The sequence below is a fragment of the Cupriavidus sp. HY129 genome (assembly GCF_059492215.1).
This window is the reverse complement of sequence record NZ_CP083254.1, coordinates 843,249-862,519: the sequence shown is the minus strand read 5'-3', so window position 1 is coordinate 862,519 and position 19,271 is coordinate 843,249. Positions and strand designations below refer to the sequence as shown.

The 19,271-nt window shown below is 64.5% G+C and carries 19 protein-coding genes; 11 read left to right on the top strand and 8 right to left on the bottom strand.

Annotation, left to right across the window (positions count from 1 at the left end):
- Positions 1–44: 44 nt before the first annotated feature.
- The 4 genes from K6G35_RS03970 to K6G35_RS03955 are packed head-to-tail and all read right to left on the bottom strand — an operon-like array spanning position 45 to position 3,576.
- Positions 45–1,241 (bottom strand): ABC transporter ATP-binding protein, encoded by a 1,197-nt coding sequence (locus K6G35_RS03970; RefSeq protein ID WP_035881579.1) that lies wholly within the window; start codon positions 1,239–1,241, stop codon positions 45–47.
- Positions 1,238–1,888, bottom strand: a complete 651-nt coding sequence (locus K6G35_RS03965) for an ABC transporter permease (RefSeq protein WP_008645203.1) — start codon at positions 1,886–1,888, stop codon at positions 1,238–1,240. The genes K6G35_RS03970 and K6G35_RS03965 overlap by 4 nt, the downstream gene beginning before the upstream one ends.
- Positions 1,889–1,898: 10 nt before the next feature.
- Positions 1,899–2,849 (bottom strand): glycine betaine ABC transporter substrate-binding protein, encoded by a 951-nt coding sequence (locus K6G35_RS03960; protein ID WP_008645201.1) that lies wholly within the window; start codon positions 2,847–2,849, stop codon positions 1,899–1,901.
- Positions 2,850–2,859: 10 nt separating this feature from the next.
- Positions 2,860–3,576 (bottom strand): ABC transporter permease, encoded by a 717-nt coding sequence (locus K6G35_RS03955; RefSeq protein ID WP_008645200.1) that lies wholly within the window; start codon positions 3,574–3,576, stop codon positions 2,860–2,862.
- A gap of 644 nt (positions 3,577–4,220) precedes the next feature.
- On the opposite strand from K6G35_RS03955, the gene K6G35_RS03950 reads away from it, so the two are divergent.
- The 6 genes from K6G35_RS03950 (at position 4,221) to K6G35_RS03925 (ending at position 10,710) form a co-directional block, all read left to right on the top strand.
- The gene (locus tag K6G35_RS03950; RefSeq protein ID WP_008645198.1) at positions 4,221–5,144 is read left to right on the top strand and encodes a pirin family protein; all 924 of its coding nucleotides are present in this window, start codon (positions 4,221–4,223) and stop codon (positions 5,142–5,144) included.
- A gap of 322 nt (positions 5,145–5,466) precedes the next feature.
- A complete protein-coding gene (locus tag K6G35_RS03945; protein ID WP_008645197.1) occupies positions 5,467–7,035 on the top strand; it encodes an ABC transporter ATP-binding protein in 1,569 nt (522 codons plus the stop codon).
- A complete protein-coding gene (locus tag K6G35_RS03940; RefSeq protein ID WP_008645196.1) occupies positions 7,028–8,122 on the top strand; it encodes an ABC transporter permease in 1,095 nt (364 codons plus the stop codon). Before K6G35_RS03945 ends, K6G35_RS03940 begins: the two co-directional genes overlap by 8 nt.
- Before the next feature lie 18 nt (positions 8,123–8,140).
- Positions 8,141–9,061: an ABC transporter permease gene (locus K6G35_RS03935; protein ID WP_035881575.1), complete on the top strand. Its 921-nt coding sequence runs from the start codon at positions 8,141–8,143 to the stop codon at positions 9,059–9,061.
- Between the two features lie 80 nt (positions 9,062–9,141).
- Positions 9,142–10,284 carry a BMP family ABC transporter substrate-binding protein gene (locus K6G35_RS03930; RefSeq protein ID WP_017511216.1) on the top strand — a complete coding sequence of 381 codons (1,143 nt, stop codon included), beginning with the start codon at positions 9,142–9,144 and terminating at the stop codon, positions 10,282–10,284.
- A gap of 132 nt (positions 10,285–10,416) precedes the next feature.
- Positions 10,417–10,710, top strand: coding sequence for a YkvA family protein (locus K6G35_RS03925; RefSeq protein ID WP_008645191.1), 294 nt, complete (start codon positions 10,417–10,419; stop codon positions 10,708–10,710).
- Positions 10,711–10,734: 24 nt separating this feature from the next.
- Here the strand turns inward: K6G35_RS03925 and K6G35_RS03920 are convergent, their stop codons facing one another.
- Genes K6G35_RS03920 through K6G35_RS03910 form a run of 3 tightly spaced genes read right to left on the bottom strand, consistent with a single transcriptional unit; the run spans position 10,735 to position 12,879 of the window.
- A complete protein-coding gene (locus tag K6G35_RS03920; RefSeq protein WP_008645189.1) occupies positions 10,735–11,157 on the bottom strand; it encodes a methylglyoxal synthase in 423 nt (140 codons plus the stop codon).
- Position 11,158: 1 nt separating this feature from the next.
- A complete protein-coding gene (locus K6G35_RS03915) occupies positions 11,159–11,947 on the bottom strand; it encodes an SDR family oxidoreductase (protein WP_495676116.1) in 789 nt (262 codons plus the stop codon).
- Between the two features lie 44 nt (positions 11,948–11,991).
- Positions 11,992–12,879, bottom strand: a complete 888-nt coding sequence (locus tag K6G35_RS03910) for a DMT family transporter (protein ID WP_008645186.1) — start codon at positions 12,877–12,879, stop codon at positions 11,992–11,994.
- Between the two features lie 243 nt (positions 12,880–13,122).
- On the opposite strand from K6G35_RS03910, the gene K6G35_RS03905 reads away from it, so the two are divergent.
- The 4 genes from K6G35_RS03905 (at position 13,123) to K6G35_RS03890 (ending at position 16,628) form a co-directional block, all read left to right on the top strand.
- Positions 13,123–14,112, top strand: a complete 990-nt coding sequence (locus K6G35_RS03905; protein WP_186426381.1) for a Bug family tripartite tricarboxylate transporter substrate binding protein — start codon at positions 13,123–13,125, stop codon at positions 14,110–14,112.
- A 91-nt stretch (positions 14,113–14,203) separates the two neighbouring features.
- Complete coding sequence (gene upp, locus K6G35_RS03900) at positions 14,204–14,854, top strand: uracil phosphoribosyltransferase (RefSeq protein ID WP_495676115.1); 651 nt, start codon at positions 14,204–14,206, stop codon at positions 14,852–14,854.
- A gap of 147 nt (positions 14,855–15,001) precedes the next feature.
- Positions 15,002–15,154: a DUF3149 domain-containing protein gene (locus K6G35_RS03895; RefSeq protein WP_008645176.1), complete on the top strand. Its 153-nt coding sequence runs from the start codon at positions 15,002–15,004 to the stop codon at positions 15,152–15,154.
- 107 nt (positions 15,155–15,261) lie between these two features.
- Positions 15,262–16,628, top strand: a protein-coding gene (locus K6G35_RS03890) for an IS3 family transposase (protein WP_495676048.1) whose coding sequence is annotated in 2 segments (ribosomal slippage) — positions 15,262–15,739 and positions 15,739–16,628 — 1,368 coding nt in all. Because the reading frame shifts where the segments join, the coding sequence is not laid out codon by codon here.
- Between the two features lie 86 nt (positions 16,629–16,714).
- Here the strand turns inward: K6G35_RS03890 and K6G35_RS03885 are convergent.
- Positions 16,715–18,250, bottom strand: coding sequence for a helicase HerA-like C-terminal domain-containing protein (locus K6G35_RS03885; protein ID WP_186426380.1), 1,536 nt, complete (start codon positions 18,248–18,250; stop codon positions 16,715–16,717).
- A 255-nt stretch (positions 18,251–18,505) separates the two neighbouring features.
- Here K6G35_RS03885 and K6G35_RS03880 point away from each other — a divergent pair, with 255 nt between their 5' ends.
- On the top strand, positions 18,506–19,231 hold the full coding sequence (locus tag K6G35_RS03880) for a YebC/PmpR family DNA-binding transcriptional regulator (protein WP_008645174.1): 726 nt from the start codon (positions 18,506–18,508) through the stop codon (positions 19,229–19,231).
- Positions 19,232–19,271: the final 40 nt, after the last annotated feature.

The following is a 19,271-nucleotide window of genomic DNA, read 5'->3' as shown; positions in this document are numbered from 1 at the left end:
TCGCGAATCCTGACCGTGCCACGCGGCTGCGGTCAGGAGATTCCCTATGCGGCGTGCGCTGTCGATTCCGCGGGCGCGGTGCGCTGAGACAACGCCGAGGCAAGGCCGCCCGCCATACCGCGCGACCGGCCCGAGCTGAGGTAATCCGCAATCGATTCCTGCGTCACATCCCCCAGGTACCCCCCATCGGCATCGAGCACGGGCAGCCAGCTCGTGTTGTGCTGATACATGCGCGACAGCACGATGCGCAGGTGTTCATCGCACGTCGCCGTGACGGTGAGCGGCCGCATGACATCGGCACAGTGCCCGCCAGACGCCATCGCGCCCCGCACATCGCGGCGCGTGACATAGCCAAGCACGTGCTGCGCGTCGTCGACAACGGGAAGGTGGCGCACATCGGCATCGTCCATCACACCAAATGCTTCGGCCAGCGGCATGTCGGGCCGGCTGATCGGCGGCATCGTGGCGGCGTCGCCCGCACGCACCAGCAGCAGGCGCTTGAGCGTGTTGTCGTGACCGACGAAGGCCTGCACGAAATCGTTGGCGGGATGCGCCAGCAACGCATCGGGATGATCGAACTGCACGAGCTTGCCACCACGGAACACGGCAACCTTGTCGCCGAGCTTGATCGCTTCATCGATATCGTGCGACACCATGATCACGGTCTTGCCGAGCTGGCGTTGCATCTGGAAGAACTCGTTCTGAATGCTCTCGCGGTTGATCGGATCGACCGCGCCGAACGGCTCGTCCATCAACAGCACCGGCGCGTCGGCCGCCAGTGCCCGGATCACGCCGATGCGCTGCTGCTGGCCGCCGGAGAGTTCGCGCGGATAGCGCTTGAGCATCTTGTCCGGGTCCAGCTGCACCATCCGGATCAGTTCGCGTGCCCGCTCGCGGCATTGTTTCCTGTTCCATCCGAGCAGGCGCGGCACGACCATGATGTTTTCTTCGATCGTCATGTTAGGAAACAGGCCGATCTGCTGGATCACATAGCCAATCTTGCGCCGCAGGGTCACGCCGTCGAGTCCGGCCGTGTCCTCGCCATCGATGCGAACGGTACCGGAGGTCGGTTCGATCAGGCGGTTGATCATCTTGAGCGTGGTGGTCTTGCCGCAACCAGACGGCCCCAGGAACACACAGATTTCGCCGCGCGGCACCGCCAGGCTGACGGCATCGACGGCACGCACTTCAGTGCCATCCTTTTGGTGGAAGGTCTTGGTAAGCTTGTCGAGTTCTATCATTGACGGATTCCTTTCGGCGTCAGCGCGCGCTGCAGTGCCTGCAGGCACGCGTCCGCCACAATGGCGAGCAGGCTGACGAGAACCGCGCCCACGGCCAGCTTGCTCATGTTGCTCTGGCTGATCGCTTGCAGGATCAGCACGCCCAGGCCACCGGCGCCGATGACCGCCGCGATCGTGGCCACGCCGATGTTCATCACGACGGCGGTACGCACGCCGCCCAGGATCACGGGCACTGCGAGCGGAAGATCCACCAGCCGCATACGCTGCCACGTGGTCATGCCGATGCCGCGGCCGGCTTCCTGGATGCCAGGATCGATATTGGCCAGCGCGGTGTACGTGTTGCGCATGATCGGCAGCAGCGAGTACAGGAACACGGCGGTCACGGCCGGCAGGTAGCCCAACGCGTGGCCGAAGCGCGCGAAGATCGGGATCATCAGCCCGAACAGCGCGATCGACGGCAGCGTCAGCACCACGGTCGCCAATGCCAGCATCGGCCCGGCCAGAAAGCGGTGTCGCGTGATCAGGATGCCGAGCGGCACACCGATGACGATGGCCAACCCGACTGCGGAGCCGACCAGCGCGAGATGCTCGCCAGTCAGCCGCAGCAGCGTCGGCCAGCTATGGTGAAGGTAGGTCAGCAGATCCATGATGGGCTCCTCAGATCAGGCCATGGCTGCGCAGGAAGTCTCCCGCCACCTTGTCCACCGGCTGCTGGTCGATGTCGACCTGATAGTTCATATCGGTCATCGCCGCGTTGTCGAGCTTGGCGGCGAGCGCGTTGAGCAGGTCGGCAAGTTCGGGATGCGCGTCGAGCGCGGCCTTGCGCACCACGGGCACCGCGTTGTACGGCGGGAAGAAATTCAGATCGTCCTCAAGCAGGACCAGATCGAAGCCCTTCACTCGGCCATCGGTCGTGTAGACCAGGCCCAGGTCCACCTGGTTATTCTTCAGCGCCGTATAGACCAGGCCCGGGTCGAGCTGGATCACGTCCTTGCGCGTGAATGGCAAGCCGTAGGCCGCTTTCAGTGGATCGAGTCCGTCAGGGCGCGCGGCGAACTCCATGTCCACCGCCAGCGGGTGCCGCTTGTCCTCGCCGTCGGCACGCATTTTCTCGGCATACGCGGATAGCGTGGTGGCTGTGCCGGCGCGCTCCTTCGGCATCGCCAGCGCGTACGTATTGTTGATGGCCGACGGATCGAGCCAGACCAGCCCCTTGGCCGCGTCGAGCGCCTTCACACGCGCGTAGCTCTGCGGGCCGTCCAGCTTTTCCTCGACCTTGTTGAAGACGATCAACGCGGTGCCCGTGTAGTCCCACACGACGTCGAGCTGACCGGACTCCATGGCCTGGCGCATCAGCGTGCTGCCCAGCCCCGCGGTCAACGTGGTGTCGACACCGTGGGCACGCAGGTACTGCGATGTCATCGACGACAGGATCAGTTGTTCGGTGAAGTTCTTGCCACCGATGCGAACCGGATCGCTGGCGCTCTGCGCGCGTGCCGGGGCGGTAGTCAGCAGGATCGCGGCGAACGCCGCGCCTAGTGCGACGACCAGCCAGTAGAGCCGGCTCTCGGAGAACGGCGCAGGGTGTCGATTCTTGTTGGATCTCATGGATGATTCCTCAGCGTGCCAGCCCGCGGCGGCGCAGGTAGACATGGCCAGCGGTGGCGAACAGCGCGTCCAGCGTGAGGGCCAGCAGCGCGGTGGCGCCGGCACCCAGCAGCAGGAGCGACTGGTTGTTCAGGTAGATGCCCGGGAAGATCAGTTCGCCAAGGCTGTTGGCGCCGATCAGGAACGACAGCGGCACGGTGCCGACGTTGATCACCAGGCTGATACGCACGCCAGCCAGGATCACGGGCAGCGCATTGGGCAGTTCCACACGGATCAGTTGCTGGCACGGCGTCATGCCGATGCCGCGTGCGGCTTCGAGCAAGGCAGGTGACACAGTGCGCAGGCCCTCGTACGTATTGCGCACGATCGGCAGCAGCGATGCCAGCCACAGCGCCAGGATGGCGGGCCGTTCGCCGATGCCGAGCACTGCCAGCGCGAGCGCCAGTACCGCCAGCGAAGGCACGGTGTTGCCGACGTTGAAGATCTGCATCAGCCGGTCGGCCCAGCGGTGCATGCAGGGGCGGCTCAGTCCGATTCCGGCGGGGATGCCGGTAGCCAGCGCGAGCGCCATCGAAATGGCCACGAGGCGCAGGTGATCGACCACATCGTAGAGCAGGCGCTCCTGGTACTGATTGATCACATCGACGCCAATCCAGGCGACGAGTCCCGCCAGTGCGACGGCAACGACGCCACTCCAGGCAAATGCCCGGATGGTTTGCTTTGACATATTCCCTCTCTCCTCTTCCGGAACGAAAAGCGAAAGAGATTTCGCCGCCACTTCCGAAATGCGGAAAACAAAGGGGCCGGCGGAGTTGATTGGGGGTGCCCGCCGGGGCCCGTTTCAGATTGCCTTGCCGCCATGACCGGCACGATTGCCGGCGGACGGACTTTCGGGTGTCACACCACCGATGGCAGTGGCGAATCACCCTGTTGATGGGGTTCGAGCAAGAAGCCAGAACCCGCAGATTGCGGCGCAACCCGGAGGGCTGGCCAGTGGCGGCGACTGATGTCGTGTCAAACGCGCTTCGGTGGAGCGCCGCCAGGTCAATCGGCCGTTGGCGGATAACGCTTCGCGGGGTTCAGGAAAGGTCCGAGCCCATCGAAATTCACGTCAACGGATGACAAAGAGAGCGCTATTATACACATCTTCTGCGATTTCGTCATCTTCACGAATTCTGACGCCTCAACGACCCGATTTCACCGGCATTTTTCGGCCACTGCGGCGTTGCAGAAATACGCCTGACACACCCGCTTTCGTCCCATGCACAGAACAATCTGTTGCCTCCTGCCCCACTACCGCTTTGGCGCCGAAGCCTTACATTGAGTGGGTAGATCCGACGGCCAGAGCGCCGTCCCAATGGAGAGAAATTCATGGACACCACCCGCATCCAGACCGTTCCGGCAACCGCCACGGAGACCGTGCAGCGCTCGCGCAGCGTGGACCGCGTGGTTCGCGGCATTGCCACATCCGACGGCGCCGGCGTCAAGCTGACCCGTGTGCTGACGCAGAACCTGCAGCGTCGGCTCGACCCGTTCCTGATGCTCGATGCCTTTGGCACCGACAACAAGGACGACTACATCGGCGGCTTCCCTGATCACCCGCACCGCGGCTTCGAGACCATCACCTACATGCTGGCCGGCCGTATGCGCCACCGCGACAGCGCCGGCCATGAAGGCCTGCTGGAAAACGGCGGCGCGCAATGGATGGTCGCGGGCGCCGGCGTGGTGCACTCGGAACTGCCCGAGCAGGAGGACGGCCGCATGGAGGGCTTCCAGCTCTGGCTGAACCTGCCGGCTGCGGACAAGATGACGACGCCGTGGTATCGCGATATGCCGGCGTCGGCCATCCCGACCGTGGCGCTGCCATCGGGCGGCACCGTGCGCGTCCTGGCGGGGGCCTCGCATGGGGTGGCAGGCGCGGTGACGCGGCCGGTTACCCAGCCGCTGTACCTCGACGTGCACCTGCCCGCAGGCCAGACGTTCGCGCAGACGCTGACGGCCGGCCATAACGCATTCCTCTACGTCTATCGCGGCGCGGTCACCGTGGGCGACGCCGATGGCGCCGTGGTCGAGGCCCAGCGCATGGGGGTGCTCGACAACGCCACCCGTGCCGACGGGGTCGTGATCAAGGCCAATGAGGACGCGCGCTTCCTGCTGATCGCAGGTCAGCCGCTGAACGAGCCGATCGCGCAGTACGGCCCGTTCGTGATGAATACGCAGGATCAGATCTACCAGACCCTGGCAGACTTCCGCGATGGCCGTTTCGCCACGATTCCGGCGAATCAGGCCAGTTGACCTGACCGTCTGAGCGCGTCGCCCGACGCGCCCGACGTCTACCCAGCCGCCGCTGGGTCGGGGTTTCCCCGGCCCAGCGGCGGTTTTTCTTTGCCACTGTGGTCGGCACGCGACTTGCAACCTTCCTGGAACCGTTGTGGGGCATGGGAAAGAGGTCAAAGTGACCCGCCGAACCCCCACGCACTTATATAATTCATCGCAAATTCCGAGCATCACGCAACCATGATGATGACGGCCTGCCGCGCAGCGATGCTGCGCCACGCACAGCCGCTGTCACGTGCCTGATCTCAACGTTGCTGCCACAACAATTCGAGCCGCCTCAGTGACATTACAAACCCCCTCCAGGCTGGCGCTTGCGCATATCACCAAGCGCTATCCCGGCGTGACCGCCAATGACGACGTTAGCCTTAGCGTCGCGCCCGGCGAAATCCATGCCGTCCTTGGCGAAAACGGCGCCGGCAAATCCACCCTCATGAAAATCATCTTCGGCGCGGTTCGCCCCGACGCCGGCGAGGTGCACTTCAATGGGGCGCCGGTGTCGATCAACAGCCCGCATGACGCCCGCAACCTGGGCATCGCGATGGTCTTCCAGCATTTCTCGCTGTTCGACACGCTGACCGTGACCGAAAACATCGCGCTTGGGCTGCCCCCCAAGGACATCGGCAGCATGAAGCAGCTCGCCGAGCGAATTCGCGCCACGGCCGAACGCTACGGCCTGCCGCTGGAGCCGCACCGGCACGTGCACACGCTCTCCGTGGGCGAACGCCAGCGCGTAGAGATCGTGCGCGCGCTGCTGGCCAATCCCCAGTTGCTGATTCTCGACGAGCCCACTTCGGTCCTGACACCGCAGGCCGTGGAAACGCTCTTCGTCACGCTGCGCCAGTTGGCCGCCGAGGGCACAAGCATTCTCTATATCAGCCACAAGCTCGACGAGATCCGCGCGCTGTGCCATCACGCGACGGTGATGCGAATGGGCAAGGTCACGGGTGTATGCGATCCGCGCGAGCAAAGCGCCGCGTCGCTGTCGCGCATGATGATTGGCGGCGAGCCGCCGCGCGAAGCCCGCGTGACGGCCGAACGTGGCCCGGTCCGGCTTGCCGTACGCGATCTGTCGCTGCCGCCCGCGCACCAGTTCGCCACCGAATTGCAGCACATCTCGCTGGATGTCCATGCGGGCGAGATCGTCGGCATCGCCGGCGTTTCCGGCAATGGCCAGCAGGAGCTGCTGGCCGCGCTGTCCGGCGAAGACGCACGCACGGCCGGTACAGCCGTGCATCTCGACGGCAAGGCGGTTGGCAAGCTTGACGCGCGTGGCCGCCGCCGCGCCGGCCTGGCCTTCGTTCCCGAGGAACGCCTGGGCCGTGGCGCGGTGCCGGGCATGAGCCTGTCGTCGAACACGCTGCTCTCTCACCAGACGCCGCCATTCGTCCGCCATGGCATGGTGTCGCCGAAGGCCGCCGACGGCCTGGCGGCTGGCATCATCAACCGCTTCCGCGTCAAGGCAAGCGGCCCCGCCGCGCTGGCGCGCAGCCTTTCGGGCGGGAACCTGCAGAAGTTCATTGTCGGCCGCGAGATCGAGACCGGCCCGAAGGTGCTGATCGTTGCCCAGCCAACCTGGGGCGTCGACGTCGGCGCCGCCGCCCAGATCCACAACGAGATCCTGGCGCTCAAGGCCACCGGCTGCGCAATTCTCGTCGTCTCCGAAGAACTCGACGAACTGTTCGCGATCTGCGACCGGCTCCACGTCGTCGCCAAGGGCCACCTGTCGCCGTCGATTCCGGTGGAATCGGCCACGCGCGAGCAAGTGGGCCTGTGGATGAGCGGGTTATGGGAAGGTGGGCCGGCCAGCCGGCATGACGGCGTTGCCGCGGAGGTGACCGCGCATGGCTAAGCTCCTCTCCCCCGTCGTGCTCGCGCCGCGCGGTGTCCCCTCGCGCCGCATGGCCTATGCGTCGCCGCTGTTCGCGATCGTGCTGACGCTGTTGTTCGGCGCCATGCTGTTCCTGTTGATCGGCAAGGATCCGATGGCCGCGCTCAAGGTCTTCCTGGTCGATCCGCTCAAGGACAAGCGGGCGATCGGCGAAGTCCTGCTCAAGACCGTGCCGCTCGTGCTGTGCGCGCTTGGCCTCTCCGTCTGCTATCGCGCCAATGTGTGGAATATCGGCGCGGACGGCCAGCTCATTCTCGGCGGCATCTTCGCCGGGGCCACCGTGCTCTGGTTCGACACGCCGGGCAACACCACCAGCGGCTTCGTCGTGCTGGTGCTGGCTTCGCTGGCGGGTGTCGTCGGCGGCATGGTGTGGGCATCCGTCACCGCGCTGCTGAAGGATCGCTTCAATGCCAACGAGATCCTGGTCTCGCTGATGCTGACGTATATCGCGCAGCAACTGCTGCTGTGGGTCGTCAATGGGCCGCTCAAGGACCCGAATGGCATGAACTTCCCGCAGTCGAAGGTGTTCTCCTCGGCATTCCTGCTGCCGAACCTGCTGCCCGGCTCGCGCCTGCACGTGGGCTTCGCGGTGATGCTGGTGCTCGTGGTCATCATGACCGTGTTCGTGTTCCGCAGCTTCGCCGGATACCGCCTGCAGGTGGGCGGCACCGCGCCGCTGGCCGCGCGCTACGCGGGGTTCTCGTCGCGCAATGCGCTGTGGAGCGCGCTGATGGTCTCAGGCGGCACCGCCGGGCTCGCCGGCGCATTCGAGGTCACCGGCCCGATCGGTCAGTTGCTGCCGTCGATCTCGCCGGGTTACGGCTTTACCGCGATCATCGTCGCGTTCGTGGGTCGGCTGCATCCGGTGGGCGCCGTGTTTGGCGGCATCGTGATGTCGCTGTTCTATATCGGCGGTGAGATGGCGCAGTCCCGACTGGGCTTGCCGTCGGCAATCGGCTGGGTGTTCCAGGGCATGTTGCTGTTTTTCCTGCTGGCCTGCGACACGCTGATCGACAACCGTCTGCGCTGGCGCGCCCGCGCCGCCTGATCCGGAGCCCACAAGAACATGGAACAACTCGCTCCCCTGATCGCCACCGCGATCAACGCCGGCACGCCGCTGCTGCTGGCCGCGCTCGGCCTGCTCATCAACGAACGCGCTGGCGTGCTCAACCTTGGTGCCGAAGGCATGATGCTGGTGGCCGCCGCATTCGGCTTCATGGTCGGCTACCAGACCCAGTCGCCGATGCTCGGCTTTATCGCGGGCGCCGTGGCCGGCATGCTGATGGCCACGCTGTTCTCGTGGCTGGCGCTGGTGCTGGCCACCAACCAGGTGGCCACCGGCCTGGCGTTGTCGATCTTCGGCACGGGCCTGTCGGCCTTCATCGCCCAGCGCTTCGTCGGTTACGCGATGCCCGCGCAGGCCAAGTCGGTCCCGTATCTGGCCGATCTGCCATTCGTCGGCCCGGCGCTCTTCCAGCACCACTGGATGGTCTATTTCAGCCTGGCCCTGTGTTTCGCCATCATGTGGTTCCTGTTCCGCACGCGCGCCGGCCTGACACTGCGCGCGATCGGCGAATCGCCCGAATCGGCGCACGCACTAGGCTATCCGGTGCGCTGGATCCGCTTCTGCGCGCTGCTGTTCGGCGGTGCGTGCTGCGGCCTTGCCGGCGCGTACCTGTCGCTGGTCTACACGCCGATGTGGGTGGAAAACCTCGTGGCCGGCCGTGGCTGGATCGCACTGGCACTGACCACGTTCGCAACGTGGCGTCCTGGCCGCGTGCTGATCGGCGCCTGGCTGTTTGGCGGCGTGACGATCCTGCAGTTCTACCTGCAGGGTATCGGCGTATCGGTGCCGTCGCAGTTCCTGTCGATGCTGCCGTACGCGGCGACGATCGTCGTGCTGGCACTGATTTCGCGTAACCCGGCCTGGATCCGCCTGAACATGCCGGCCTCGCTCGGCAAGCCGTTCCGCCCCGGCAACGCGTGACCCGTTTTCAGCAGTCAAACGAAGTCAAGCCACAACTCGAATCACAAACGCATCACAAGACGTTCTACTAGGAGAGATCGATGATTGTCACACGCAGGACCACCCTCGCGGCCCTGGCCGCCACCGCAGTACTGGCGCTGGCCGGCTGCGGCAAGAAGGAAGCCGAGAAGCCGGCCGAAACCGCCGCCCCGGCATCTGCGCCGGCCGCTGCGGCTGCCGAGCCGCTGAAGGTGGCGTTCGTCTACATCGGACCGGTCGGCGACGCCGGCTGGACCTATGCCCACGACGCGGGCCGCAAGGCCGTCGAAGCCAAGTTCGGCGACAAGGTGAAGACCACCTTCGTCGAGAACGTGCCCGAGTCCGCCGCCGACGCCGAGCGCGTGTTCCGCGACCTGGCCAGCCAGGGCAACAAGCTGATCTTCGGCACCACGTTCGGCTACATGGAATCCATGTTGAAGGTGGCCAAGGAGTTCCCGGACGTCAAGTTCGAGCACGCCACCGGCTTCAAGACCGCCGAGAACCTGGCGCAGTACGACGTGCGCACCTATGAGGGCGCGTACCTGGCTGGCGTGGTGGCCGGCAAGATGAGCAAGACCGGCAAGATGGGCGTGGTGGCGTCGGTGCCGATCCCTGAAGTGATCCGCAACATCGACTCGTTCACGCTGGGCGCGCGCAGCGTGAACCCGAAGGCCACGGTCAAGGTGGTCTGGGTCAACAAGTGGTTCGATCCGGGCAAGGAACGTGAAGCCGCCACGACGCTGATCGGCCAGGGCGTGGACATGCTGATGCAGAACACCGACTCGGCCGCCGTGGTACAGACCGCACAGGAAAAGGGTGTGTACGCATTCGGCTGGGACAGCGACATGAGCAAGTTCGGCGAGAAGGCTCACCTGGCCGCGTCCGTGATCTCGTGGGGCGTCTACTACAACAAGGTGGTCGAGGACGTGCTCAACAACCAGTGGAAGCCCAACACCACGTGGTGGGGCCTGAAGGAAGGCATGATCGACCTGAAGGGCTTCAACACCGTGGTGCCGGATGACGTCAAGGCACTGGTGGAAGAGCGCAAGAAGGGTGTGATCGACGGCACCGCGCCGATCTGGAAGGGTCCGCTCAAGGACAACGCCGGCAAGGAACAACTGACCAAGGATCAGGTGGCCGACGACAACTTCCTCCACAACATCAAGTTCTACGTGGAAGGTGTGGAAGGGAACGTTCCGGGCTGATTGATCCAGTGACTGGCTCCCCACTCCCGCCATGCGGGAGTGGGGAAAAAATCAAAGGAACTTGAATCGGCTCCGGGCAGCCCAAACTAGCTGTTCACGCGCATGCGTGACATGTGATCAAGGAGGCCCGCCATGTGGAAACGATTCTCAGCCCTGTGGACGCTGGTACGGCGTGACGGCCGGCTATTCTGGTTTGCCTTGCGCCACCCGGACTCGCCGCCGTGGCTGAAACCCGCCGCAGCCGGGCTGCTGCTCTACGCGATCTCGCCGATCGACCTGATTCCCGACTTCATCGCCGGACTCGGCATCGTGGACGACGTCGTGCTGATTCCACTCGCCATCCATCTGATTCTGAAGCGCCTGCCGCCGCATATCCTGCGCCAGGCTGAAATGCGCGCCAGCGCGACCACCGTGCGGTCGCGCTGACTGCCGTACTACTACCGTACTTCCTCAGGGTGCCGCGTCGTCGGCGGCTGCCTGATCTTCCTCAAAGCAGATCCGCGCTAGTTCCACGACCACCAGTTCCGCCGTGGCAAGGTTCGTCGCGCATGGCACGTTGTGCACGTCACACGCGCGCACCAGCGCGTTGATATCCGGTTCGTGCGGCTGCGGCGTCATCGGATCGCGCAGGAAGACCACCGCGGTGACGCGGCCTTCCGCGAGCTGCGCGCCGATCTGCAGGTCACCGCCCCACGGGCCGGACAGCATCCGCGCGACAGGCAGCCCCGTTTCGGCGGCGATCCGGCCGCCGGTGGTGCCGGTGGCCAGCAGGTCGCATTGGGCCAGGAAGTCCCGATGGCGACCCGCGAACGCGACGATGTCATCCTTCTTGTGATCGTGCGCGATCAGCGCGATGCGTGGCTTGCTGCGCATGTCAGAACGTCCCCGGATACGCGCCGCCGTCGAGCAGCACATTCTGGCCGGTCATGAATGCGGCCTGGCGGCTGCACAGGAACGCGCAGGTAGCGCCGAACTCGGCCGGGTCGCCGAAGCGGCGCGTCGGGTTGGACGCCGCGCGGCGCTGCGCCATTTCATCGACGCTGATGCCGGCCTTCTGCGCGCCGCCTTCCATCGTCTTGTAGAGACGATCGGTGTTGAACGGTCCGGGCAGCAGGTTGTTGACGGTCACGCCGTGCTGCGCCACTTCGCGCGCCAGGCCGGCGACGAAGCCGGTCAGCCCCGAGCGGGCGCCGTTGGACAGGCCCAGTACGTCGATCGGTGCCTTTACCGCGCCACTCGTGATGTTGATGATGCGGCCCCAGCGGCGCGTGATCATCCCATCGACCGTGGCCTTGATCAGTTCGATCGGGGTCAACATGTTGGCGTCGAGCGCCTTGAGCCATTCATCGCGGCCCCAGTCGCGGAAGTTGCCCGGGGGCGGGCCGCCGGCGTTGTTGACCAGGATGTCGAGATCGCCCAGCTTCGTGGCTGCGTCGAGGGCAAGCCTGCGGCCTTCCGCCGTGGTGATGTCGGTAGCTACCGCCAGCACGCGGCGGCCGTGACGGGCGCGCAGATCGGCTGCGGCCTTCTCCAGCGCCTCGGCGCCACGCGCCACGATCACCACATCCACGCCTTCCGCCGCGAGCGCATCGGCACACGCAAACCCGAGCCCCTTGCTGGCGCCACACACCAGCGCATGCTTACCGCGCAGTCCGAGATCCATTTCTTGCTCTCCTTCCTTGGTTGATTCTTCTCGAATTTTCGAATTCAGGCTTTCTTCGTCGAAAGCAGATACATGCCGCCGAGCACCAGGGCACTACCGATCATCTGCACGCCGCTGATGGGCTCGCCAAGCAGCCAGAACGCCAGCAGCAACGTCGAGACCGGGCCGACCATGCCAGCCTGCGACGCCATCGGCGCACCGATCCGCGCCACCGCGATCATCGTCAGCGACACCGGCAACACGGTGCAGAACACCGCGTTCACCACCGACAGCCACATTACGGGCGCCGGCTGGGCGAGCTCTGCGATCGGCCGGCCCAACGCCAGATATTGCACCACGCAGCAGAACGTGGACACGCACATCGCATAGGCCACGAGCCGCAGCGATCCCACCCGCTGCACCAGTTCACCGCTCAGGATCAGATACACACCATACGACATGGCGCTGCCAAGCACCAGCGCGCCACCCAGCCAGACCTGCGCGCCGCTCACGTCGAGGTCGTGCGCGAACACCAGCACGATGCCCGCATAGGCCAGCAGCAGCGATATCCACTGGCGGCCCGCGATAGGCCGGCGGAAGACCAGCGCGGTCGTCAGCAGCACGAAGGAAGGGGTCAGGAACAGGATCAGCCGCTCGAGGCTCGCGGTGATGTATTGCAGCCCGATGAAGTCGAGGAAGCTCGACAGGTAGTAGCCGATGAAGCCCAGGAACACCACGCGGCCACGATCGGCCCAGGACAACGCGGGAAGCTTGCGCGCCTGCCACCAGCCGATCGCCATGAACAGCGGCACCGCGAACAGCATGCGCAGCGTGATCACCATCACGGCGTCGACGTTATAGCGGTACATCAGCTTGGCGACGATGGCCTTGGCCGAGAAAAGCACGGCGCCGATGGCCGCGACGGCAAGCCCGACGCGCTGTGCGGCAGGCACTTCGACGGGCGGAGACAAAGACTTCTGGGAGGCTGGCACGGGGGACGCAGTTCGGGCATACGCCGGGCCGGCACGTTGGATTCGTGCGGCGCGCGGCGGGAACCCGGCGATTGTATGCCAAAAGACGCAATGCTCGCCGGGGCCGCGCTAATGCCTGCTTTCCCATACAATGGCCGGCGCCTGTCCGGCACGCCAGAGCGGCGAACCGGACAGGAACAACAAGAAACTGGAGATACCCGAGTCATGCCGTCCTACCGCTTCACGGCGCGCCGCCGTGCCATCCTTTCCGCCACCCTGCTCGCGATCGCCGCGCCGTCAGCCGCCTTTGCCGCCGACAGCTTCCCGAGCAAGCCGATCCGCTTCATCGTGCCCTATGCCGCAGGCGGCACCACCGACCTCGTGGCCCGCACCGTGGGCCAGCGCGTGGCCGAAAAGCTCGGCCAGCCGGTCGTCATCGAGAACCGGCCGGGCGCCGGTGGCAACATCGGCATGGATGCCGTGGCCAAGGCACCGGCCGACGGCTACACGATCGGCTTCGGCGCGATCTCGACCAACGCCCTCAACCCGCATATCTACAAGCACGTGCCGTTCGATCCGCGGCGCGACTTCACGGCGGTCAGCCTGCTCGGCACCTCGACCATCGTGCTGGAGGTGAGCGAGAACCTGCCGGTGAAAACCGTCCCGGAACTGATTGCCTATGCGAAGGCCCATCCGGGGCTGACCTATGCCACGGCTGGCACGGGTACCTCGATGCACCTGGCCGGCGCGATGTTCTCGCAGGTGACGCAGACGAATCTGACTCATGTGCCGTACAAGGGAAGCAGCCCGGCCATCAACGACATGCTCGGCGGCCACATCCAGGTGATGTTCGACAACCTGCCGGCCTCGTTGCCGCACATCCAGGCTGGCAAGCTGCGCGCGCTGGCGGTGGCTGGCAAGACACGCTCGCCGTCGCTGCCGAATGTGCCGACGCTGGCCGAAGCCGGACTGCCGGGCTACGCGGTAGAACCATGGTTCGGCGTCTACGGCCCGGCCAACCTGCCAGCGCCGGTGGTGCAGGCGCTCAATACGGCGTTCGTCGAGGCGCTGGCGCGTCCGGACGTGCGCGACAAGCTGGCCCAGGCCGGCTTCAATCCGAAGGGTTCGAGTGCTGCCGAATTGCAGACACTGACTCAGACTGAATACGAACGTTTCGGAAAGGTCGCAAAGTCGGCCGGGATCACGGTGGACTGACCACCGGGCAGGCCCGCGCATCCATTACAATCGCGCTGCACAGGGCCCTCCCGCTCCAGGGAGGGCCTTCCCGATTTCCGAGCCTGCCGCCATGAAACAAGATCCGCGCTTTCCCAATCTCTTCATCCTCGATCACCCGCTGATCCAGCACAAGCTCTCGCACATGCGCGACAAGGAAACGTCGACGCGCACGTTCCGCGAGTTGCTGCGCGAGATTACGCTGCTGATGGGCTACGAGATCACGCGCAACCTGCCGCTGACCACGCGCCGCATCGACACGCCGCTGGTACCGCTGGACGCCCCGGTCATCGCCGGCAAGAAGCTGACGATCGTGCCCGTGCTGCGCGCCGGCGTCGGCATGAGCGACGGCCTGGTGGAACTGATTCCGTCGGCGCGTATCGGCCATATCGGCGTATATCGCGACGATCAGCACCGCCCGGTGGAGTATCTGGTACGCCTGCCGGACGTGGAAGATCGCTCGTTCATCCTGTGTGACCCGATGGTCGCCACCGGCTATTCGGCCGCCCATGCGGTGGATGTGCTCAAGCGCCGTGGCGTCAAGGACGAATCCATCACCTTTGTGGCGCTGGTGGCTGCGCCCGAGGGCGTCGAGGTATTTCAGAAGGCCCACCCCGGCGTGAAGCTCTACGTCGCCTCGCTGGACATCCATCTCGACGACCATGCCTATATCGTGCCGGGCCTCGGCGACGCTGGCGACCGTCTCTTCGGCACCAAGAACTAACCTCGAACTGAACTGCGTTCGTCCGAATGAAATTGAGGCGCTTGATGCGCCTCAAGGTTTTTGTGGGATGACCTTTCCCTGTGCCTTGTACTGACTACACTGTCCGCCATACACGGTGAATCAATATAAAAGCGAAGGGAGTCCCACATGGAAGCCATCAAGATCCTGTTCACAACGCCCACCGGGCTCGGCAGTCTGGCCGTCATTGCCTTCATCATCGGGATGGGCGCGTTCTTTGCGCGGATGTTCGCGCGCAAGATGCGCGAGGACGCAGAGGCGGCGCGGCGCGGCGGCAACTGAGCCCCTGCGGCGCTGACCCCGGCCCCTGACCATCCCCATGAAAAACGCCCGCATCGTGAACTGCACCCCAAGAGTTGGACACCGATCCAACCCTTGGGGTGTTTTTCATGGTGAGACACGACGAGCAACTGAAGCTCAAGGTAGTGAAGCGATATTTAGCCGGAGGTATCGGTTATAGGGCGCTGGCGCAGGAGTATGGAGTGGCGCGTACGCTAGCCCGGCAGTGGGTTGCTCAGTATGAACTCCACGGTCAACGCGGCTTACGGCGCAAGGGGCACAGTAAGTACAGCGCAGAATTCAAGCTCGCGGCGCTTGAGCGCATGCGGCGAGACAACCTGTCGCAATCTCAGGTGGGAGCGATATTGGGGATTCGTGATCCGGGGGCCATCGGCCGCTGGGAACGCCAGTATCATGAGGGTGGTCTGTCTGCACTATTGCCCCGTCCCAAGGGACGCCCCCGGAAGATGCCGAAAACTCTGCCACCCGAACCCCTCCCACCGGAATCCGAGCCGGATCAGCGCACCCGTGAGCAGTTGCTCAAGGAGAACGAATACCTGCGCGCGGAGGTGGCGTACCTAAAAAAACTCGATGCCTTGATTCGAGTGGAGCAGCGTCAGGCACCGCGCGCAAAGCGCAAGTAGTACTCGAATTGAGGCAGCATCATCCATTGGCCATCCTGCTTAATGTGGCAGGACTGGCGCGCAGCACCTTTTACTACCAGCAGAAAGTCCTGCTGGCCGGGGATCGTTACGCTGAACTCAAGCAGCGCATCCGCTCGATCTACGAGCACCACCGGGGCCGATATGGCTATCGGCGCATTACCGCGGTGATCCGGCAGGCTGGCGAGATAGTCAATCACAAGTTGATCCGGCGCCTGATGCTGCAGTTGGGCTTGAAGTCGCTGGTACGACCGAAGAAATACCGCTCTTACCGGGGAATGCTGGGACGGGTGGCGCCGAACTTGCTCAACCGGCAGTTCGCTGCGCAACGGCCCAACGAGAAATGGGTGACGGACGTGACCGAGTTCAACGTGAAGGGGCAGAAGCTGTACCTATCGCCGGTCATGGATCTGTACAACGGCGAGATCATCGCCTGGCAAAGCTCCACACTGCCCACCTTCGATCTGGTCAGCGGCATGCTGAAGAAAGCGATCTCACACCTTAAACGTAGTGAGCGGCCCTTGCTGCATTCGGATCAGGGCTGGCAGTATCAGATGCCAGCCTATCGACGCCTGCTGGGCAAGAAGGTCCGACAGAGCATGTCACGCAAGGGCAATTGCCTTGATAATGCCGCGATGGAAAGCTTCTTTGGAACGCTCAAGTCGGAGTTTTTCTACCTGAACGAATTCGACAGCGTGCAGCAGTTGCAGGCTGGCATCCGGCAATACATCCACTACTACAACCACGAGCGTATCCGACTGAAACTAAAGGGGCTGAGTCCCGTGCAATACAGGACTCAGCCCTTGCAAGCCTAGTCTTCTTGAACCGTCCAACTTATGGGGTTCAGTTCATCGCGCGGGCGTTTTGTGTTGATGCATCGGCGTTAGTCCAGCTTCGCAGGCTACTTGCGCTTGCCGCCGCCGAGCAGACTGCCCAGCACGCCGCGGATCAGTTCCCGTCCCACCTGGGAACCCACCGTCCGCGCCGCCGACTTGGCCATCGACTCAAGGATCGAATCGCCGCGCCCGGTCTTGCCGGTGCCTTTCGTCAGCGTGCCGAAGATCTCGCCAGCCTGATCGAGCCAGCCGCCCTGCTCCGCGCTACCACTTGTCCCGCCTGCCGCGCCGCTACTGGCCGGCCCCGGCGTTCCCGTGCCCGACGCCGCCGCGTTGCCGCGCAACTTCTCGTACGCCGATTCCCTGTCAATCGCTTTCTCATAGGTACCCGCCACCAGCGACCCCGCGATCAGCGCCCGACGCTCGTCGTCCGTAATCGGGCCGATACGGCTGCCGGGCGCAAGCACCCAGGCACGCTCGGTGACGCAGGGCGTGCCCTTGGCGTCGAGGCACGACACCAGCGCCTCGCCAACGCCGAGTTCGCCGATGATTTGCTCCAGATTGAGCTTCGGGTTCGCGCGCATCGTCGTGGCCGCCACCTTGACCGCCTTCTGGTCACGCGGCGTGAATGCGCGCAGCGCGTGCTGCACGCGGTTGCCAAGCTGACCGAGCACAGTGTCCGGGATATCGACCGGATTCTGCGTCACGAAATACACACCCACGCCCTTCGAGCGCACCAGCCGCACGACCTGCTCGATCTTGTCGAGCAGCGCCTTGGGCGCATCGTTGAACAGCAGATGCGCCTCGTCGAAGAAGAACACCAGCTTGGGCTTTTCCAGATCGCCGGCCTCGGGCAGCTTCTCGAACAGTTCGGACAGCATCCACAGCAGGAAGGTCGCGTAGAGCCGTGGCGCGTTCATCAGCTTGTCGGCGGCCAGGATGTTGACCACGCCCTGCCCCTTCTCGGTCTGGATGAAGTCCTCGAGATTGAGCATTGGCTCGCCGAAAAACTTGTCCGCCCCTTGCGATTCGAGCGCCATCAGACCTCGCTGGATCGCGCCGATCGACGCCGCCGAGATATTGCCGTACTCGGTCGTGAACTGGCCTGCATTGTCGCCCACGTACTGGAGCATCGCCCGCAGATCCTTGGAATCGAGCAGCAGCAGGCCGTTGGCGTCGGCGATGCGGAATACCAGGTTCAGCACGCCTTCCTGGGTATCGTTGAGTTCGAGCATCCGCGACAGCAGCAGCGGCCCCATATGCGAAACCGTCGCGCGTACCGGGTGGCCTTTTTCGCCGAATACGTCCCAGAGCGTGGTCGGGCACGCGCCCCAGACCGGCTCGGGCAGGCCATGCTCGGCCAGGCGGGCCTTGAGCTTGTCCGTGGGCTGGCCGGCCTGGGAAATGCCGGTCAAGTCACCTTTTACGTCAGCCATGAACACCGGCACGCCCAGCCGCGAGAAGCCCTGGGCCAGCGTCTGCAGCGTGACGGTCTTGCCCGTGCCGGTCGCGCCGGTGATCAGGCCGTGGCGGTTGCCCATTTCGGGCAACAGCACGAGTTCTTGGTCGGCATTCTTGGCGATGAGGATGGGATCGGCCATGTGATCTCGGGAAGCGGGAATGAACGGGGTGGAAATGCGCCCGCAGCCATCGGCGGAAGCGCGATGCGTGGCGCTTCGGAGCGGCGGGGGCGCGTGATAAAATCCTGCGCTGATTATAGCCAGCAGATTGGCACATCAATCACATGGCGCGGCCGCCGGATTGTCAGCAACTGTCAAGGAAGCCTGATCCACGCCCGCGCCGCGCCAACAGCGGCCGCACGCCGCACGATTCGTTTTTGCGCCACGGAGAGAAACATGGCCGGTCATTCCAAATGGGCCAACATCAAACACAAGAAAGCCGCCGCTGACGCCAAGCGCGGCAAGGTCTGGACGCGCCTGATCAAGGAAATCACTGTTGCCGCCAAGCTCGGCGGCGGCGAAGTCGACTCCAACCCGCGTCTGCGCCTGGCCATGGAAAAGGCCATGGACGCGAACATGCCCAAGGACAACATCCAGCGCGCGATCCAGCGCGGCGTGGGTGGCCTGGAAGGCGCAAACTACGAAGAAATCCGTTACGAAGGCTACGGCCTGGCCGGCGCCGCCATCATCGTCGACTGCCTGACCGATAACCGCACCCGTACCGTGGCCGAAGTCCGCCACGCGTTCTCGAAGCACGGCGGCAACATGGGCACCGAAGGTTCGGTGGCCTTCATGTTCACGCACTGCGGCCAGTTCCTGTTTGCCCCGGGCACCCCGGAAGACAAGCTGATGGACGCCGCGCTGGAAGCCGGCGCGGACGATGTGGTCACCAACGACGACGAATCGATCGAAGTGACTTGCCCGCCCAATGACTTCGGCGCGGTCAAGGCCGCGCTGGAAGCCGCCGGCTTCAAGGCCGAAGTGGCCGACGTGGTGATGAAGCCGCAGAACGAAGTGAGCTTCGTCGGCGACGACGCCATCAAGATGCAGAAGCTGCTGGACGCGCTGGAAAACCTGGACGACGTACAGGAAGTCTTCACCAACGCGGTGATCGAGGAATAAGCCTCTCGCGCCGCGCCCCATGGCGGCAGCCCGGCACCAG

Coding starts and splice junctions, on each gene's coding strand:
- K6G35_RS03940 (WP_008645196.1), top strand. CDS start 7,028: ATGGCTAAGCTCCTCTCCCCCGTCGTGCTCGCGCCGCGCGGTGTCCCC.
- K6G35_RS03925 (WP_008645191.1), top strand. CDS start 10,417: ATGTGGAAACGATTCTCAGCCCTGTGGACGCTGGTACGGCGTGACGGC.
- K6G35_RS03905 (WP_186426381.1), top strand. CDS start 13,123: ATGCCGTCCTACCGCTTCACGGCGCGCCGCCGTGCCATCCTTTCCGCC.
- K6G35_RS03885 (WP_186426380.1), bottom strand. CDS start 18,250: ATGGCCGATCCCATCCTCATCGCCAAGAATGCCGACCAAGAACTCGTG.
- K6G35_RS03915 (WP_495676116.1), bottom strand. CDS start 11,947: ATGGATCTCGGACTGCGCGGTAAGCATGCGCTGGTGTGTGGCGCCAGC.
- K6G35_RS03955 (WP_008645200.1), bottom strand. CDS start 3,576: ATGTCAAAGCAAACCATCCGGGCATTTGCCTGGAGTGGCGTCGTTGCC.
- K6G35_RS03920 (WP_008645189.1), bottom strand. CDS start 11,157: ATGCGCAGCAAGCCACGCATCGCGCTGATCGCGCACGATCACAAGAAG.
- K6G35_RS03930 (WP_017511216.1), top strand. CDS start 9,142: ATGATTGTCACACGCAGGACCACCCTCGCGGCCCTGGCCGCCACCGCA.
- K6G35_RS03965 (WP_008645203.1), bottom strand. CDS start 1,888: ATGGATCTGCTGACCTACCTTCACCATAGCTGGCCGACGCTGCTGCGG.
- K6G35_RS03880 (WP_008645174.1), top strand. CDS start 18,506: ATGGCCGGTCATTCCAAATGGGCCAACATCAAACACAAGAAAGCCGCC.
- K6G35_RS03970 (WP_035881579.1), bottom strand. CDS start 1,241: ATGATAGAACTCGACAAGCTTACCAAGACCTTCCACCAAAAGGATGGC.
- K6G35_RS03960 (WP_008645201.1), bottom strand. CDS start 2,849: ATGAGATCCAACAAGAATCGACACCCTGCGCCGTTCTCCGAGAGCCGG.
- K6G35_RS03950 (WP_008645198.1), top strand. CDS start 4,221: ATGGACACCACCCGCATCCAGACCGTTCCGGCAACCGCCACGGAGACC.
- upp (WP_495676115.1), top strand. CDS start 14,204: ATGAAACAAGATCCGCGCTTTCCCAATCTCTTCATCCTCGATCACCCG.
- K6G35_RS03935 (WP_035881575.1), top strand. CDS start 8,141: ATGGAACAACTCGCTCCCCTGATCGCCACCGCGATCAACGCCGGCACG.
- K6G35_RS03895 (WP_008645176.1), top strand. CDS start 15,002: ATGGAAGCCATCAAGATCCTGTTCACAACGCCCACCGGGCTCGGCAGT.